At 42.2% G+C, this 16,474-nt stretch carries 11 protein-coding genes and 1 tRNA gene; 10 read left to right on the top strand and 2 right to left on the bottom strand.

From position 1 onward, the window contains the following. Nucleotides 1-54: 54 nt before the first annotated feature. Nucleotides 55-1,563, bottom strand: a complete 1,509-nt coding sequence (locus AXX12_RS02355; RefSeq protein ID WP_066237610.1) for a Ppx/GppA phosphatase family protein — start codon at nt 1,561-1,563, stop codon at nt 55-57. Nucleotides 1,564-1,751: 188 nt separating this feature from the next. On the opposite strand from AXX12_RS02355, the gene AXX12_RS02350 reads away from it, so the two are divergent. The 10 genes from AXX12_RS02350 (at nt 1,752) to dapB (ending at nt 14,075) form a co-directional block, all read left to right on the top strand. Continuing rightward, a complete protein-coding gene (locus AXX12_RS02350) occupies nt 1,752-3,299 on the top strand; it encodes a Ppx/GppA phosphatase family protein (RefSeq protein ID WP_066237607.1) in 1,548 nt (515 codons plus the stop codon). Further along, nucleotides 3,296-5,407: an RNA degradosome polyphosphate kinase gene (locus tag AXX12_RS02345; RefSeq protein ID WP_066237604.1), complete on the top strand. Its 2,112-nt coding sequence runs from the start codon at nt 3,296-3,298 to the stop codon at nt 5,405-5,407. The genes AXX12_RS02350 and AXX12_RS02345 overlap by 4 nt, the downstream gene beginning before the upstream one ends. A 61-nt stretch (nt 5,408-5,468) precedes the next feature. Next, nucleotides 5,469-5,843 carry a hypothetical protein gene (locus tag AXX12_RS02340; protein WP_066237601.1) on the top strand — a complete coding sequence of 125 codons (375 nt, stop codon included), beginning with the start codon at nt 5,469-5,471 and terminating at the stop codon, nt 5,841-5,843. 134 nt (nt 5,844-5,977) lie between these two features. Beyond that, the gene (locus AXX12_RS02335) at nt 5,978-6,283 is read left to right on the top strand and encodes a hypothetical protein (protein WP_066237598.1); all 306 of its coding nucleotides are present in this window, start codon (nt 5,978-5,980) and stop codon (nt 6,281-6,283) included. Nucleotides 6,284-6,545: 262 nt separating this feature from the next. Further along, nucleotides 6,546-6,622, top strand: a tRNA-Arg gene (locus AXX12_RS02330). Between the two features lie 377 nt (nt 6,623-6,999). Next, nucleotides 7,000-8,799 carry an ATP-dependent nuclease gene (locus AXX12_RS02325; RefSeq protein ID WP_066237595.1) on the top strand — a complete coding sequence of 600 codons (1,800 nt, stop codon included), beginning with the start codon at nt 7,000-7,002 and terminating at the stop codon, nt 8,797-8,799. A gap of 229 nt (nt 8,800-9,028) precedes the next feature. Next, entirely contained in the window at nt 9,029-9,514 is a 486-nt protein-coding gene (locus AXX12_RS02320) for a hypothetical protein (RefSeq protein WP_066237592.1), read from the top strand. 33 nt (nt 9,515-9,547) lie between these two features. Beyond that, the gene (locus tag AXX12_RS02315; RefSeq protein WP_066237589.1) at nt 9,548-10,603 is read left to right on the top strand and encodes a hypothetical protein; all 1,056 of its coding nucleotides are present in this window, start codon (nt 9,548-9,550) and stop codon (nt 10,601-10,603) included. A 631-nt stretch (nt 10,604-11,234) separates the two neighbouring features. Further along, nucleotides 11,235-12,758 carry a YecA family protein gene (locus AXX12_RS02310; protein WP_066237587.1) on the top strand — a complete coding sequence of 508 codons (1,524 nt, stop codon included), beginning with the start codon at nt 11,235-11,237 and terminating at the stop codon, nt 12,756-12,758. Nucleotides 12,759-13,244: 486 nt separating this feature from the next. After that, nucleotides 13,245-14,075 (top strand): 4-hydroxy-tetrahydrodipicolinate reductase, encoded by an 831-nt coding sequence (gene dapB, locus AXX12_RS02305; RefSeq protein ID WP_066237584.1) that lies wholly within the window; start codon nt 13,245-13,247, stop codon nt 14,073-14,075. Nucleotides 14,076-14,389: 314 nt separating this feature from the next. Here the strand turns inward: dapB and AXX12_RS02300 are convergent, their stop codons facing one another. Beyond that, entirely contained in the window at nt 14,390-15,736 is a 1,347-nt protein-coding gene (locus tag AXX12_RS02300) for an anaerobic C4-dicarboxylate transporter (RefSeq protein ID WP_066237582.1), read from the bottom strand. Between the last annotated feature and the right edge of the window lie 738 nt (nt 15,737-16,474).

Genomic DNA, 16,474 nt, shown 5'->3' with positions numbered 1-16,474 from the left:
GCGCACTCTGCGGTTAACGTACTTGTCCCTCAAAGACCCCGTCCGCATTTGTTATTATTTAACAATCAGCTCAGTATTCATTTCCTTCCGGAACCAGCGAACCATGCGCTCAAGCGATTGGCGCTCCACCGACGCCTGGGTGCCCTGCAGGTCAAGTATAGCGTTGCCATCTTCCAGGCTGGCGCCAACAGACTTGATCAGTTGCATTTGCGTGGTATCAAGCGATTCGGCAATGGCGAGGATGAGTGAGAGCTTTTTAGCCGTTTGCCAGTCAATTTCATCGAAGAATTCGCCATAAATGCGGTTGCGAACAAATTTGGTTGGACCATTATGCCAACCGGCGATGACGGCGGTCAACATTTGTTCACGGTGCGTTAGGCCGAATAAACGAGCATTTTCCACCAGATAGGCGCTATGACGCGGGTGATCATAGTAATTGATCGTGATGCCAATATCGTGCAGCAGAGACGCGACATGCAGCAATTTGCGTGAACGGTCGTCTAAATTGTGAAGCTCTTGCCAGCCATCAAACATCGACAAGGCTAATCGTGCGACCTGGTGGCAGTGATTGATATCACCTTTATAAAACCGCAGCATGTTATCAGTGCTATGCATGAGAATGTCATCAATTGTCTGACTACCGCCATTCCGTGACAGATAGTCACGCCAGAAGAGTCCTTCCCTGACGCCGCATCCGCTAATGATAAGATGGGTTCCTAGAGTGACGTCAAATAGGCCTTTAACAATTGTCGATCCGGCTACGATGATGTCGGCTCGTTCTGTGCTAAGGCCAGGAAATTTTCTGCGCTGCCCGAGGCTAGTGACCATTAATGCCCGCCACAGCTCATCAAAGGAAAGCCGTCCCAGGCGGTAATTATGCACTTTATTAAACGGATAGTTCTTGCGTTTCTGATCCATCTTAGCAATATTACGGGCGGTGCCGCCGATACCAACGATCGGTAAAGCCAATTTCTTCAGCCAAGGGACTTGTGCTAGCTGTTCACTGACAAATTTGCGTAAATCAGCCAGTTGACCTTCAGTTACGCGATCAGCAGTCTGGAATTTCTCTGTCAAATAGACAGCTCCAAAGGGTAGACTGATCATTTTTTCCGGCTTGCTATTGCGAACTAGAGTCAGCTCAGTGCTGCCGCCGCCTAAGTCAAATAATACAGCATCATTGACAGCGATAGTGTTGATAACGCCGATATACCCGAGCAAAGCTTCCGTATCACCGCTGATGACTTCGAGTGTGATGCCGGTTCTTTTCTCCACTTCGCGCACGAAATCGCCGCCGTTGCGGGCGTTGCGTACTGCGGCAGTCGCTACAGCGAGAACTCTATCTACATTAAAGAGGTTACACATATGGGCGAACACTTGCATGGTGGCGATCGCGCGTTCCATAGCTCCGGGCTGTAGCAAGTGCTCGGAGCTCATGCCCTCACTAAGCCGCACAGGGTCCTTTTGATGATATACCAGGTTGTATGCGCCGTTGGCGTAGATGTGCATGACGATAAGCCTGGCCGAGTTTGAGCCAAGGTCAATAATCGCAATACGCTCCGTCATGATATCACCCCTCACACAGCAATAATTCCGTTCGTTTTGGCAAAAAACCTTTTTCTCTGGAGGGTTTTTGTAGAAAAATAGTACAGTAAGCAAAAAAACGTATTGATTGGATAAAACCAATACTCTAACTAAGGGGTTAAAAGGGTTTTTCACAAATTGTTGTCGAATACTAAGGTGAGGTGATTTGATTGGCTAAGCAAATCCATACTTTCGCTGCTATTCATGTAGGCTCAGAACAAGTCAGCATCCAAATTGCCGAATTCAACAGCCTGCAAGACATTAGAATAATTGAACGCGCTAGTCTCCCCGTATCGTTAGGCGAGGAGACGTTTAAAACCGGTCGCATCAGCTTTAGTGCAGTTAGTCAAACCTGCGAATTACTTAAGGGCTATCGGCGGATGCTGAGTGAATATGGAGTACGCGATTATCGTCTCGTTGCTACTACCGCAGTGCGAGAGGCCGAAAATCAGCAATATATTATTGACCAAATTCGGGTTAAAACAGGGTTTCAGGTTGAAGTAGCCGACATGACACAGGAAATATTTTTTAAATATATTGCTTTGTTTCGGATTATCGATATGAATGGGCTAAACAATTCACACGAGCCACTGCTATTTGTTGATATTTCCTCTGGCGGACTGGGTTTTACTCTATATAAAGAGCCTAATATTGAATACCAACAGAATATACATATTGGTACCTTGCGAATCAAGGAAAGCTTTGATAAACAGCAACGCGAATCGGCTCATTTTCACAAGGTCCTATCTGAGTATATTTATAGCACCATTGAGCCGGTGGAGCAGAAATTACGTCCCCACAAGATCCGCTACCTCGTCCTTTCTGGCAGTGAAACGCGATTTGTTCTAAAAATGCTTGGTAGGGACCAGGCCGAAACGCTATCGTTTGTTAGTCTGGACGATTTTAACGCTCTATATGAAAAAGTTCAAGAGTTGAATTTGCCACAGTTGATGCAAACCTTCGACCTTACCGAACAAAAAGCAGAAATGGTTCTGCCCACCATTGTTCTCTATAAACAAATTCTCAACGTAGGGAAAATTGAAGAAATCGTTTTTTCCAATGCACACTTTAACGATGGCATTATACTGCGCCATGTGGCGGAAAAAACCGGCGATTCCTGGTGGGATGCGGTTGAAGACCAGACGGTTAGCTTGGCTCATTCCTTAGGCAAAAAGTATCAATATGATAGTAATCATGCCATAAGTGTGGAAAAAACCTCTCTCCAGATATTTGAAAAATTAAGTAAGGCGTATGGACTAGGGAAACAAGAACGGTTGCAACTGAAGGTCGCGGCAATTTTGCATGACATCGGGAAATATGTTAGTCTACGGCGACACTACTTTTATTCGTATCGGCTGATTGTTTCGTCTGACATTTTGGGATTTTCCGAAGCAGAGAAACTGGTTATTGCGAACATTGCCCACTACCACTCTAAGGGCACTCCGTCAAATGTCGATGCTCATTTCGCCGCTTTGACGCCAGAGCAAAAGGTAACAACAGCAAAACTGTCGGCAATTATTCGCTTGGCGGATGCGGTTGATCGCAGCCATCGTCAGAAGGCTGTTGTAAAAGAGATCTCTCTCAAAGGTGATGAAATGACTCTGAAGGTCGAATCTGTTGACGATATATCACTAGAAGAGTGGACCTTTGCCGATAAAGTCGAATTTTTCGAAAACGTTTTCGGCATTCGGGCTATTCTAGAAAGGCGGTCCCCATGAATAACGCCTATGATAAACCCGAGTTTTTTCTCAATCGGGAAATGAGCTGGCTCTCCTTTAATCGTCGGGTGCTGCAGGAAGCTGACGATAAGCAGAAGCCAGTACTTGAACGTTTAAAGTTTATCGCGATAACTAGTTCAAATTTGGATGAATTTTTTATGATTCGTGTTGCTGGGCTAAAACAACAGTTAGAAAGCGGAATCAACAAAATAGATTCCGCAGGAATGACTGTGAGTGAGCAGCTAGCCAGTATCGCAGACTTAACCCAAGATTTAGTCAAGCTGCAGTATCGGTTTTACAAGAAAATCATCGCCCAGCTAACCGAAGCGGATATTCTTATTGTTCCTTTGGACTCGCTGACTGAGAAGGAAAAGGAATGGACGAGAAATTACTTTTTAGACACGATATATCCTGTCATTACACCGCTGGCGGTTGATGCAAGTCATCCGTTTCCCTTTCTGTCAAATCGCAGTTTGAATATAGCCATTTCTCTAGCGGCAACAAAGGGAGAGAACAAAATGGCTGTTGTACAGGTTCCCGCTGTACTGCCACGCCTTGTGGAAGTGGCAACACATACTAAAAAGAAGAAATTTGTTTTTCTTGAAGATATCATTAAGGCCTACTGTCAACACCTATTTGTCGGTCACAAGGTAAGAGACATGGCTGCGTTTCGGATTACCCGCAATGCTGATTTATTTATTGATGAGGAAGATGCCGAGGATTTACTCGCCGAGGTAGAAAAGTCATTGCGTCAGCGGAAACATGGCGAGGCGGTGCGTTTAGAAATTGATAAAGCCGGTAGCCGTCATCTGCGCGAGGCAATAATAGACGCGGTAAAGGTTGGCGAGTGTGATGTTTATGATATTCCCGGCCCGATTGATGTCACTTGTTTTATGAAATTTGCTGACTTGGCAGGCTATGAAAAACTACGATATGCTCCATTTGTACCACAGACACCGGCTGAATTACTGGATGTTGAAGATTTATATGTCGCTATTCGTGAACGCGATGTACTTATTCATCATCCCTATGAGTCGTTTGAGCCTGTCATCGAATTTGTCCGGCGGGCTGCAACCGATCCACAGGTGTTGGCAATCAAGCAAACATTGTACAGAGTTAGCGGCAATTCACCGATCGTTCGGGCTTTAGCCCAAGCGGCTGAGAATGGTAAGCAGGTAACCGTACTAGTAGAATTAAAAGCGCGCTTTGATGAGGAGAATAACATCCTCTGGGCAAGGCGGCTGGAAGAAGCGGGTTGCCATGTGATCTATGGACTTGTCGGCTTAAAGACCCATAGCAAAATATGTCTAATCGTACGCAGGGAAAGCACGGGAATTAAGCGGTATGTGCATTTAGCGACAGGAAATTATAATGACGCGACAGCTCGTGGTTATACTGATATGGGCTTGTTTACTGCCAATGATCAATACGGCGCTGATGCCTCAGCCTTTTTCAATATGCTATCCGGTTATTCTGATCCGCCGGTATGGAACAAATTCGTCGTGGCGCCTCTGGGATTGCGGCGACGGATTATTGAACTGCTTGATCGGGAAATCCACTGGGCGAGGGCCGGAAAACCAGCACGCATCATTGCGAAGATGAACTCTCTGCTTGATAAGGAAATTGTCAAGAAGCTCTACGAAGCTTCGACTAACGGAGTTAAAATTGACTTGATCGTTCGCGGTATATGCGTCCTGCTGCCTGGGATTAAAGGTGTCAGTGAAAACATTACGGTTCGCAGCATCGTTGGTCGCTTTCTTGAGCATAGCCGCATGTTTTACTTTTCCAATGGCGGTGATGAGAAGGTTTTTCTCTCTAGTGCTGATTGGATGCCGCGCAACCTCGATGCCAGAGTGGAACTGCTCTTTCCGATTGATGATGAACGGCATATCGAACGAATCAAAACCGTTTTTGATATTCAGCTTAGCGATACAGAGAGGGCGCAAATACTGCGAAGCGACGGCACCTACCGTAAATTAGGCCGACGCTCTAAAGGAGAAAAGCTAAATAGTCAAGTTGAAATGTACCGTTTGGCCAAGCAAGCAGCCTATAAACCAGAAATGCCGTTGGAACAGCGGCTGAAGCCGATGTATCGCAAAGAAGAATAGTAAATAAAGCTTTTTCGCTAAATAGTAGAGAAACGATGCAAAGTGAGGTGATTGAATTTTTATGAAAAAAGCATTAGTGTGGAATATTGTGGCTATGCTGCTGCTTACAACTTCGCTTGCTTTTGGGGCACCTATTACCCAAAATAGACTGGCAGACAAGCCAGCCGAATTGGCGGTTGACATGATGAGTCAGCAACCATTGTCGGTGAAACTCTCCTCTCACGAGGTTCATGCTGGTGAATCGATTTGGCTGACAGTTAGCGGTGGGGTAGAGCCTTATGTTCTCATCTCAGTCGAAAACAAAATCCAGGTGGTCTCCCGAGGCAAGAATACCTATCAAATCTCAGGGTTGACGGTTGGTGATAGCAGGCTTACCATCGGCGACAGCGAAAATAACACAATTACTAAAGTAATAACTGTTTTGCCTAAGCGTTAATCCGCACATCCCCTGCCGCTATTTCCAGGGAAATAGCGCAATCTATGTTAGTAATTCGAGAAAGCCTTTTCATACAGTGTCGAATTTCGTATAATGGAAACAAGTTGCTTAGTAAGCTTAAAAGGAGTTGCAAAATGCAAAACAAATATCAAGTAGCTATCCACTTTGGAAAGAGCTTTGGTCGCATTGAATATGATCCCGCGGCAAAGACTGCTACGGTTATTCTAGACAATCCTATCAAACGCAAGGAAGTTGAAGATTATTTAAAACAGCCGCGGATCATGCCGCATGCGCGTGCAACATTGCTGGATTTGGAGCACTTGGAAATAAAGCCGTTGGATTCGCTGGAAACGCTCAAATTAGCGTTGACGAATCTGTGGGAAACCACCGGAGTGCTTGTCGATTGGAGCAGACCTGCTGACGATACATTTCGCGTCTAATGACCATAATCTGTGGCCAGATTAGTTATCGACTAGGATTCAGGTGGAGTTAAAGGTCTTCTGAATCCTAGTCATTTTATCCACAGGTTAATCCACAATTGCTGCTAAACTGTGGACAACTCAGAGCAAATAAGTAAAAACACCCGGAACTGTGCCGATTTGGCTGTGGATAGTAGGTTGTCCGAGACGGTTTGTAAGTGAATTGACAGGTCGCAGCTAGAATGCTATACTAAATAACGTTACTTTGCGGTCAAAATAATATGCGCCCGTAGCTCAGGTGGATAGAGCAGCGGTTTCCTAAACCGCGTGCCGGTGGTTCGAGTCCTCCCGGGCGCACCAGAAAAATAAAGGCTTCTAGCTTACGGCTAGGGCTTTTTTTATTGCTCTGCCGTGAATTTTGCCGTGAATAGGGAAAAACAAAACCTTGTCCGTGGATGCACCGAAACCGTCAGGAATGGGAATGGGCGGGCTAAAATAGTGGCCTGATGGATATGTGGATATGGTGGACAGCTAACGTGTCCGCTGCGCTCCCACTACCTGCCCACATACTCCGCCCTTTGGGTCGCACAGGCTCGGACGAGATAAGACGTTGAATCTATCCTGTAGTAGATAATGTAAAATCCTGCAAGGTTCTGGAAGACTTGCAGGATTTTTGTATTTGTATGAATAATATATGAGTGGCATTACTTTGCATTAAGTCAGGAGATGTGTAATATATGCAAAAACCGATTACTATTACTTCTGTTGAATTTAAGGATTTTAAGGCTTTCTTGAAGTATAATATAAAATTTCATAAGATGAACATTCTGGTTGGCCCTAATAATTGTGGTAAATCAACAATTATTAATGCGTTTCGCATATTAGCTCTGGGAATACGTCAGGCGCTGCATAAGCGACCATCTGTGATTAGTATCTCGGGTAGCATTTTGCAAGGTTATTCAATATCGGAAGAAACTTTACCAATGTCTATAGAAAATATTCATACTGATTACGTAGCCACTGATACCACAGTATCTTTCAGACTATCTAATGGGAATAAGTTAATTCTATTGTTTCCGAAGTCTGGGGGATCTTATCTCATAACAGAGAGTCAGGGGAGACCGATTAGCACTCCGAGTGCTTTTAGACGAGAATATCCCATAACAGTTGATTTTGTACCTGTCTTGGGACCTGTTGAACATAGAGAGGCTATATTGACAGAGGAAACAGTACGGCGAAATCTTGCAACACATAAGGCATGTAGGCACTTTAGAAATTACTGGAGGTATAATCCTGATAACTTCCAAGAATTTGCCGAGTTGGTTAAGGATACCTGGCCTGGAATGGAAGTTGAACGCCCACATCGTGTTAGCGGTACTTCGGAATTAGCAATGTTTTGTCTTGAAAATCGGATGACTCGAGAAATTTATTGGGCAGGCTTTGGTTTTCAAATATGGTGTCAATTATTAACGCATATTGCGCGAGCAAAAAAATCTACAATTCTAATCGTCGATGAACCTGAAATATATCTACATCCGGATGTGCAAAGACAACTACTTAATATTTTAAGATACTGTGGCCCTGATATTATAATTGCGACACATTCAGCCGAAATAATGGGAGAGGCTGACGCATCAGAAATATTACTCGTCGATAAAGGAAAAAACGCTGCAGAAAGGCTTCGGGATATTGAAGGAGTACAAGCCGCTTTAGATGCGATAGGGTCTGTTCAGAATATAACACTAACCCAACTTGCTCGAACGAGAAATTTATTGTTTTTTGAGGGACCGGATGACTTTAAAATTATTAGGAGATTTGCAAGAAAACTTGGGTTCGTAGAATTGGCTTCTGGAAATGATATTACTATTCTGACTTCCGGTGGATTCTCTGCATGGGAAAGAATTAAATCTTTAGCCTGGGGGTTTAAATCTGCACTAAAGACGAAAATTCGCGTCGGAGCCATCTTTGATCGAGATTACTGGTCAAGAGAAGAGGGTTCCAGCATTTTGAGTGAACTAAACCATCATTTAGAATTGGCACATATCCATGAACGGAAAGAGATCGAGAACTATCTTTTAGAGATTCCAGTATTAGAACGAGCTTTTTTAAAATCACTCAGTGAACGTTCAAAATGCAGCTCTGATTTTCTTATCAAAGAAAATGTAATATGCAAAATGCTGGATCGGATTACTAGTACTATGAAAAGCAGGGTTCAAGCCCAGTATATTGCGAAACGGAGCAGCTTTCTTTGCCATGCAAAAGAAGATAGTGCTACAGTTACTACCCAAACTATCACCTTATTTGATCGTGATTGGAATAGTTTGGATTCGCGAATGAGCATTGTTCCTGGAAAGGAAGTGTTGAGTTTGCTTAGGACTGAAGTCCGTAACAAGTATTCAGTTAATTTGTCGGATTATCGTATTATAGATGAGTTTAGAATTGAAGAAATACCCGCTGATATCAAACTCTTGATAGAGCACATCGAAGAGTATAGAGTAGGGCTAAAACAATCTGCAACACAAGCGTTATCACTCTGAGATTTTGCAATTATAGCTAAGACTAAAGATACGCTGCGCTGACTGTGAAAACACGAATTCGTCCACTTCCAGAATTTTAATTAGATGCTGAATACGGTGCAGAGGTTTCATAACTTGTCATTATACATTGTCTACTGACAGGGGTAAGTCCAGCGGTCTTTTTGCTTTATCTAGTGTAAAAGGATAGATTATTAGACCTGTCGAAAGGAGCTAATAGGGTGGTGTTAGTTTGGAAAGAAAGGAAAAACTTTCTCAAGATCTGCAACATTTATTGATGGAAATTGGAGAAAAGTCTGCGTTGTTCATGCTGTATGTTAAGGTGGTTAAGGATAGCGAGTGGGAGGTATACCAAAACCTAAGTGAAAGTGGATGCGACCTGGTGTTGCTTAATCCTCAAAATAATGACAAGATAAAAGTTGAAGTTAAAACAAGGCAACGATTATATACTACTAGCCTTAAAAATGTCAGCCGCGTACAATTTACTGTAACTGAGAAAGAATATGAATCATGCGACTTCGTAGTTGCCTACTGGTGGGATCGAAACTATTTCTTTGTTGTCCCTAAAAACGACTTAACTCCAACCAGTAGTAACAATGAACGATTGTATAGGTATCTAGTTAATGAGCGAGTGGATAAGTCACTGAACGATGAAGGTGCAAAATTTCTTGGCAAATGGGATTTGATTATAGATAGAATGAACATAAAGGATAAATAGAGAGGATGCTATTACTTTTTAGGAGTGATCTTTATGCGAAATGCCCTTTACTTTCCTTTCATTTCTATACCTGAAACACCTTGGCTCATTCAAACCCTTTTATATTGGGATAGGGTAGGAAGTATTGTTCCAAGGGAATTTGCCGACAATCCTGAAAAACTTCAACCTCATATGAGGCAATTGTTAAGCTATGGATTAGTAAATCTTATTAATCCTATGGAATATACATGGAGAATTGAAAGATTTGAAGACGACTTTATTCAATTATTGGATTTAATACCTCACGGAACTAGTAGTACACTTCGACCATTACAATCTGCAAGAAAACTTGGTTTTCAGCAAGTTCATCAAGACAAGCTCAGTAATTCAGTATTGAAGCGATATTATAAAGAGATTCATGCTGAAAAACTATCTACGCTTTTAGAAGAATTAATTGAACGTAAATTAGCAATTAAGGGAGAAGATAACTGGTATTATATTGAAAAGCAAATCGCTGGTTACTTCATGACTTATTTAGCAGTAGGTATTAGTAGTGTAGCTAATTATCAGCCCATTACTGACCGATATGGTGGGTTAAGTGCTTTTGGTGGGGGAACGTTTGGCTTTTATCCTCCTAATCGAAGTAGACTACGTGCAAGGGTATTAGAGGATATACTCCCTGCCCCTACTATGATAGAGGATTTTCGTGAAATCTTAGAATTCAAAGAAAAGTATAATGATGAACTTAAACGATTCAGAAAACGTATTGAGAGATTTTTAGGAAGCATCGAAGAGTTGCCTTTTAGAGAGGCAAACGAGAAGATTGAAGGTTTTATCGAGGATGTTTCTGAGGAGAAAGATGAATTAGCGCGCAGGATGGGAGAAAACGGACTGCCTAAAGTTACATTTGAGACTATCTGTACAGTCGGTAGTATCGGGTCTTCAATAGCTGATGGGGTCATGAATAGTAACCCTTATAGTCTTGCTTCTGGTGCATTTGGAGTAGCTCAGTTTTGGGAAAAGTTAAAAAATCAGTTTCGTAATAATAGGTCGCACTCAATGGCTTATGCTGTTTATGCACAGAGAAAGTCATATAGGCTTCCTAATTAAAAGAGTGGAGTAATCCATCTCTTTTTTGTTATAAAGTCATTCTTGTATTTTTGAAATTTATACATGAGCGAAAGCATTTTGGTTACGAAGCGCAGGTTTCTCCCAATTGTTTCCGCATTATTGATCAAATAATAACAGTGACTCATCCTAATCAATAAAGGAGAGCGATTAAATATCGCTCTCCTTACTTTTTTAGACTAAATTATTTTTTTCTTACGGCCTGTGCGGGTGTTAAATGACTTAAAGTCATCCCCTGCCATGATCCCGCAGTTGTGTGGGAAGAAGCCTGTGTAACATGGGGAGAACTTGAAAAATTTATTAGTATAATAACTACGTCTTTACTTGGTCATATTTGGAGTATAAAAGAGGGGAGTACATTGGTGTCAGAAGTAGACCAAAATCTAATAAGTTTCTCTTTGCTTTTGTTAGGGAATCAATCCTTTCTAGAAAGTTGTACCCAGTATCTAAGCTACCAGCAATGTATCTAGCGTCGCTGGTCTGTTTGGGAAATCCAGGAGGTATTATAAGCTTAATATTGAAGATATGAAAAGGATATCAGAACCGTTCAGAAGTCCACGAAAACGATTGCTATTAGTAGTAAATGTTAACACGAAGAACAAAGGAGAAGCGCATGGGAATACTCAAGTCAGACGGATTAAATGAAAGCGAGCGACTGCTGAATGTCTTATGCCATAAATCATTTCTTTCATTGTGGACATACTCTAATTTATTTCGTGACCAGGGAAAGAAAAATAATAGTTCTGATGGTAAGGAAGTATGCGATGCAATTGCTGTTTTTGGTGAGCATATAATTATATTCTCAGATAAATCGTGTGCCTTTCCTAATACGGGTTCTTTGGAGGTCGATTGGGGTCGATGGTATAGGAGTGCTATCAAGAAATCGGTAGATCAACTGCTAGGGGCTAAGAGATGGATCAAACAGTATCCGAGCCGTTTGTTCATCGACCGAAGTTGCTCGGAGCCGTTCCCAATCCAATTGCCGCCCTCTGATCGCATGAAATTTCATTTAATTGCAGTCGCTAGGGGGGCTGGTGTACGTTGCCGACAGCATTATGGCGGTAGTGGAAGCTTGATGTTAGTTTCCTCATGGATGGAGCAGTTAATGCTGGACAAAGGTGAGAATCTTTCGCCATTTTCCGTTGGAGCGCTCGCACATTTTGGTGAATATGTACATGTACTTGATGACGTTACTACTGAAATAGTGCTTAATACTCTGGACACGGCTCCAGATCTAATACGGTATTTAACAGAAAAAGAACGGTTCGTTACTTCGCGTCGCTTTCAAAGCGCAGCCGGAGAAGAGGAGTTGCTAGCCTTCTATATGCAGTCATGGAATGAACAGGGTGACTTTACGTTCGTTATTCCATCATACCAACCTCCGCAAGCGGAACCAGGATTAGTGCTTGCGGAGGGGTTGTGGGTTGAACTTACTTCTAGCCCTGATTGGTATGCGATGCAAGAATGGCGAAGGCCAAGTTGCTCTTGGGATAAGTTAATAGATACATTTGCATTCCATACATTAGATGGCTCCCTGTACGAAGTGGAGGACTCAAGCCCTAAGTACCAAGAGACGTTACTAAGATTTCTTTCAGCGGAACATCGGAATCGGAGGCAAACTTTGTCTCTTGCTTTGTTAGGTCAGTTAGTACGAGCACCAAAAGATGAAAACGTATATTGTAGCGCTCGCGTCGTTGTGTCAAGGACGCCGGCCGAACCAAGCTATGTATTCCTTGTTGTTGGGTTAGAGGAGGGAGAAACCCCGCTAGACTATAGAAAACGCAGACGGTCGATGCTTTCTAAGTATTGCGTGGTTACGAAACACCTCTATCCCAATAGTGAACACATAATTGGTATAGGAATAGAACCTAAAGATATCGAGCAACGGTCTGAAGATATGATTTATCTTGACGCCACAGAATGGACATCTGAAATGGCATCTCATGCCGCCGAGCTTCACATGATAGGAATTCTAAAAAAATTACAACAGAACTCTCAAGATCCAATGCAATACATTCATGCTAGATTACAGCCAGATATTTTGGAGAAGATTGCTATGGAAAATCCTGGGCGTAATGATCCTTGTCCATGTGGCAGCGGAGTAAAGTTTAAAAAGTGTCACGGCGCTATGATGTAGGTCGCTTATGCTAGCCGTATTCTCTCTAAGAAATCCACTATAGTACATCATCCTTTAGGGCTAGTTTGACAACACGAGAGAATGCGGTATTGGGCCTAGAAGCTCTTCGACCGGAGATGAAAAATCCCCTCGGATTTGCCGTGAAACTCACGGAAAATATGATATTTTCACCGCAATAATACGCAAAATAAAAGGGGCGTAATTCAGTAATTACGCTGCTGTGAGCAACTTGGTGCAAGTCTAAGAAGCGCATTCCTAAACCCGGTGGTTCGAGTCCTCCCGGGCGCACCATATGATTGTAAGGCTCCGTAGACATTTGATCTACGGAGCCGCTTGCTTTTCTGGGGGATGATGTCTGTATTGTAGGGACGTTATTGAGATAAGACATTTGGAATATAAAGGATGTCTGTAAACAGATTCCCCAACTTGACCATTTACAACTCTGGTGTTATCATGAAGTTGTAAGTTGATCAAGGAGGTACTCGTATGAAAGTTGCATTGATTGGGTTAGGCACGACTGGGAAAATTGTGTCTGAATATCTTTTTAATAAAAATGTGCTCTCAATGGTTTTATGCCGGGAAAATAGTCATAATGCCGGCATGGATTTAGGTGAGGTTTTACATAGGCCGTATATGGGTATTACGATTGAGACTACAGCAAATCTTGAAGAGAAATTAAATATCTATAAACCAGATATACTAATCGACTTTTCTTCACCTAAATTTCTTAGGGATCATTTGTCCACTCTGGCAAAGTGTAAGGTAAATGTGGTAACCGCTGTTAGTGATTATAGCCAGATGGATATAAAGCGGATAAAGGTTTTAGCTCGAAAAGGGGAAATTGGGGTGGCAATTGCTCCGAACATCACTTTGGGAGTCAATGTCTTGCTTAAAATGGCTCAAATTGCAGCGGGACTACTTTCTGATTATGACTTCCAGGTCATTGATGAAAATCATAAGAATAAAAAAGATAGTCCGTCAGGCACAGCGGAAAAGATAGCTTCGGCCATTAAAAAGGTATTTGAGAAGTCGGGCGAACATAATGATTTAGTCCCGATTCATTCCATCCGGGCAGGCGATATTACGGGACGTCATAAAGTATTAGTTTGTGGGAAGTATGATCAAATCGAAATTACTCATACTGCGTTTTCGCGTACCGCATACGCAGAGGGCGCATATAGAGCTGCTTGCTTCATTTACGGGCGAAAAGGCGTGTATGAGATGAAAGATGTCTATGGTTTGATGGGTAATAGTTATACTGGCGAGCAAATACCACTCAGCTCGAATAAAAAGGGCACTGCTAGTGTCTATGCCTAAACAAGAAGGTGAACGCTGTATGGTTTCAGGTGAAACAGTGTTAGTGCTAGTTACCTGATCTACCAGAGATTTTTTCTAAGACTTCAAGAGGATTGCTCTTGAAGTCTTTTGTTTTGATTTTGCTTACTTGCCGCTTAAGTAGTATGACGGTGGTTCGAGTCCTCCCGAGCGCACCATATATAAATTAAGGATCCGTAAGCAGTTAGCTTACGGATCCTTTTTGCATTACTACCAATGATTAGCACTTACGCATCGCTTGTTCTACATTTACTAAGCCGAAGGCTCCTTTTGGGGACTTACATGTGAAGGATAAATCAATAAATTAAATGCACTAGTATATACCCTACAAAACACCCTGTTGCGACACCTATTAGCCCAGGCATTATAAAGCTGTGGTTTATAATATATTTACCGATTCTGGTAGTGCCAGAACGGTCAAATCCGATGCAGGCAAGATCTGAGGGATATGTCGGTAAAACAAAGTAGCCATAGCAGGCAGGCATAAAGCCCACAATAAGCAATGGATCTACCCCCACACTAAGCGCCATAGGCACAATTACTGTAACTGCAGCTGCCTGGGAATTAATAAGCTTGGAAACCAAAAATAACACAACCGCATACATCCAAGGATATGCCAAGACTACTTCGCTAAGAGTCTTTTTCATAATTGGAAGGTAAGCGCTAAAATAGGTATCTGCCATCCAGGCAACACCATATACCGAGACAATGGCAACCATTCCTGACTTAAATACGGAACCAGAAGCAACATCAGATGCTTTTACATTGCAGAAAAGCATAATTAGCGTCGCAATCGCAAGCATCAATAGTTGAATTGTCGGTGTCATAGAGAGCGGTTTCAAGACTCCTTTAGCATTAGGGAAATGAGGTAAAAGTTGCGGGAAACTGCCAAAGATCGCGATTGCTACGATTCCAAGCAGAAAAATACCAGCCGCTCTGTAGGCGCTTGCAGGCAAAGTTTTGTTTGCCAGATTTTGTCCCTCTATTTCGCCATACACAAATGCTTTTTTCTCAGGGTCAGCAATCATAGCAAGAAATTCTGGATCCTTCTCTAAATCCTTGCCCCGATTCAAACTCCACAATCCAGCGGCAAAAGCACCGCACAATGAGGCGGGAATAGAAATAGAAAGAATTTGCATTACGCCAAAAGGATGTGACGTGGCAGCAAGTATAGCCACTGCAGAAACAACTGCTACTGAAGCTGGGGAGGCACAAACCCCCATCTGCGATGCAACAGAAGCTGAGGCCATCGGGCGCTCCGGACGAATATTTTGCTTAATAGCAATATCATAAATAACTGGGAACATTGCGTACACTACATGACCGGTACCGCACAATACAGTTAAGAACCATGTGGTAATAGGCGCCAAAATTGTAATATACTTTGGATTACTGCGCAAAAACATTTCAGCATATTTAAGCATAACATCCAAGCCTTTAGACGCCTGTAAAAAACCTGAACAGGTAACAACTGCCATAATGGTTAGCATAACATCAACCGGTGGGTTCCCTGGTTTCAAGCCCATTCCAAAAATAAAAATAATTAATCCAATGCCAGACACTGCGGCTAATCCCAAACCGCCCTTCCGGACACCGACTACAAGACATCCCATTAAAACGATAAAACCTAACAAAATTAACATAAGTTCCTCCTTCTTTTACAACAACGTACTTGAAAACTAAGTTTTTCTCAACTGACAACTATTCAATTGTTTGCAACAATCCGTACTAAGGAACGACAGTTTTTATAATAGTAAGAATTGCATATATATTGAAAAACTATCAGCATACATCCGTTTAAGTATAAGCTGCGTTAGATGTATGCATCATAGCTATATTTTTAGCACAAACACATATATAAGCGGTTCGCTCATAGCCGGAAGGCATATATTGCAAATGCCATACCAATAGCGTATGCTGTTTAGCCAGTAGAACGTACAATATGTTTACCATAATAACACGGATGTTTATAAATATCTATAGTCTTGAAAAGTTAAGTTTATCACATAGTGTACGTTCAGATTTTCACAAGAATGCGTACATTCTGTAATCACTATTATAAGTAATCTTCTTGTTTATTTATTAATTTTATTCGTATATTTATTTACAACCAGACAAAAAAATGCAATATGCATTGCATCTCAAACTGCCGACAAAGTATTGACGGCAGTCTTTTTTATACCCAAAACTCTCCAAATATAGTGCAAAATGTAGTAAAAATGAGATAAGCATAGATTCGGTGAGAGGATTATGTTAATGAAGAAGAATAGAGCGATAGCAGACCAAGTTATCCAATATACACACGGAACAAGGCGTCTTTTACCCGGCAATCAAAGATTTATACGATGGCCTTATTATTAGTCATAGACTTGGAACAGAAT

It is taken from the genome of Anaerosporomusa subterranea, from assembly GCF_001611555.1.
In the GTDB taxonomy this organism is placed as follows: Bacteria; Bacillota; Negativicutes; order Sporomusales; family Acetonemataceae; genus Anaerosporomusa; species Anaerosporomusa subterranea.
This window is presented reverse-complemented; position numbering and strand designations above follow the sequence as displayed.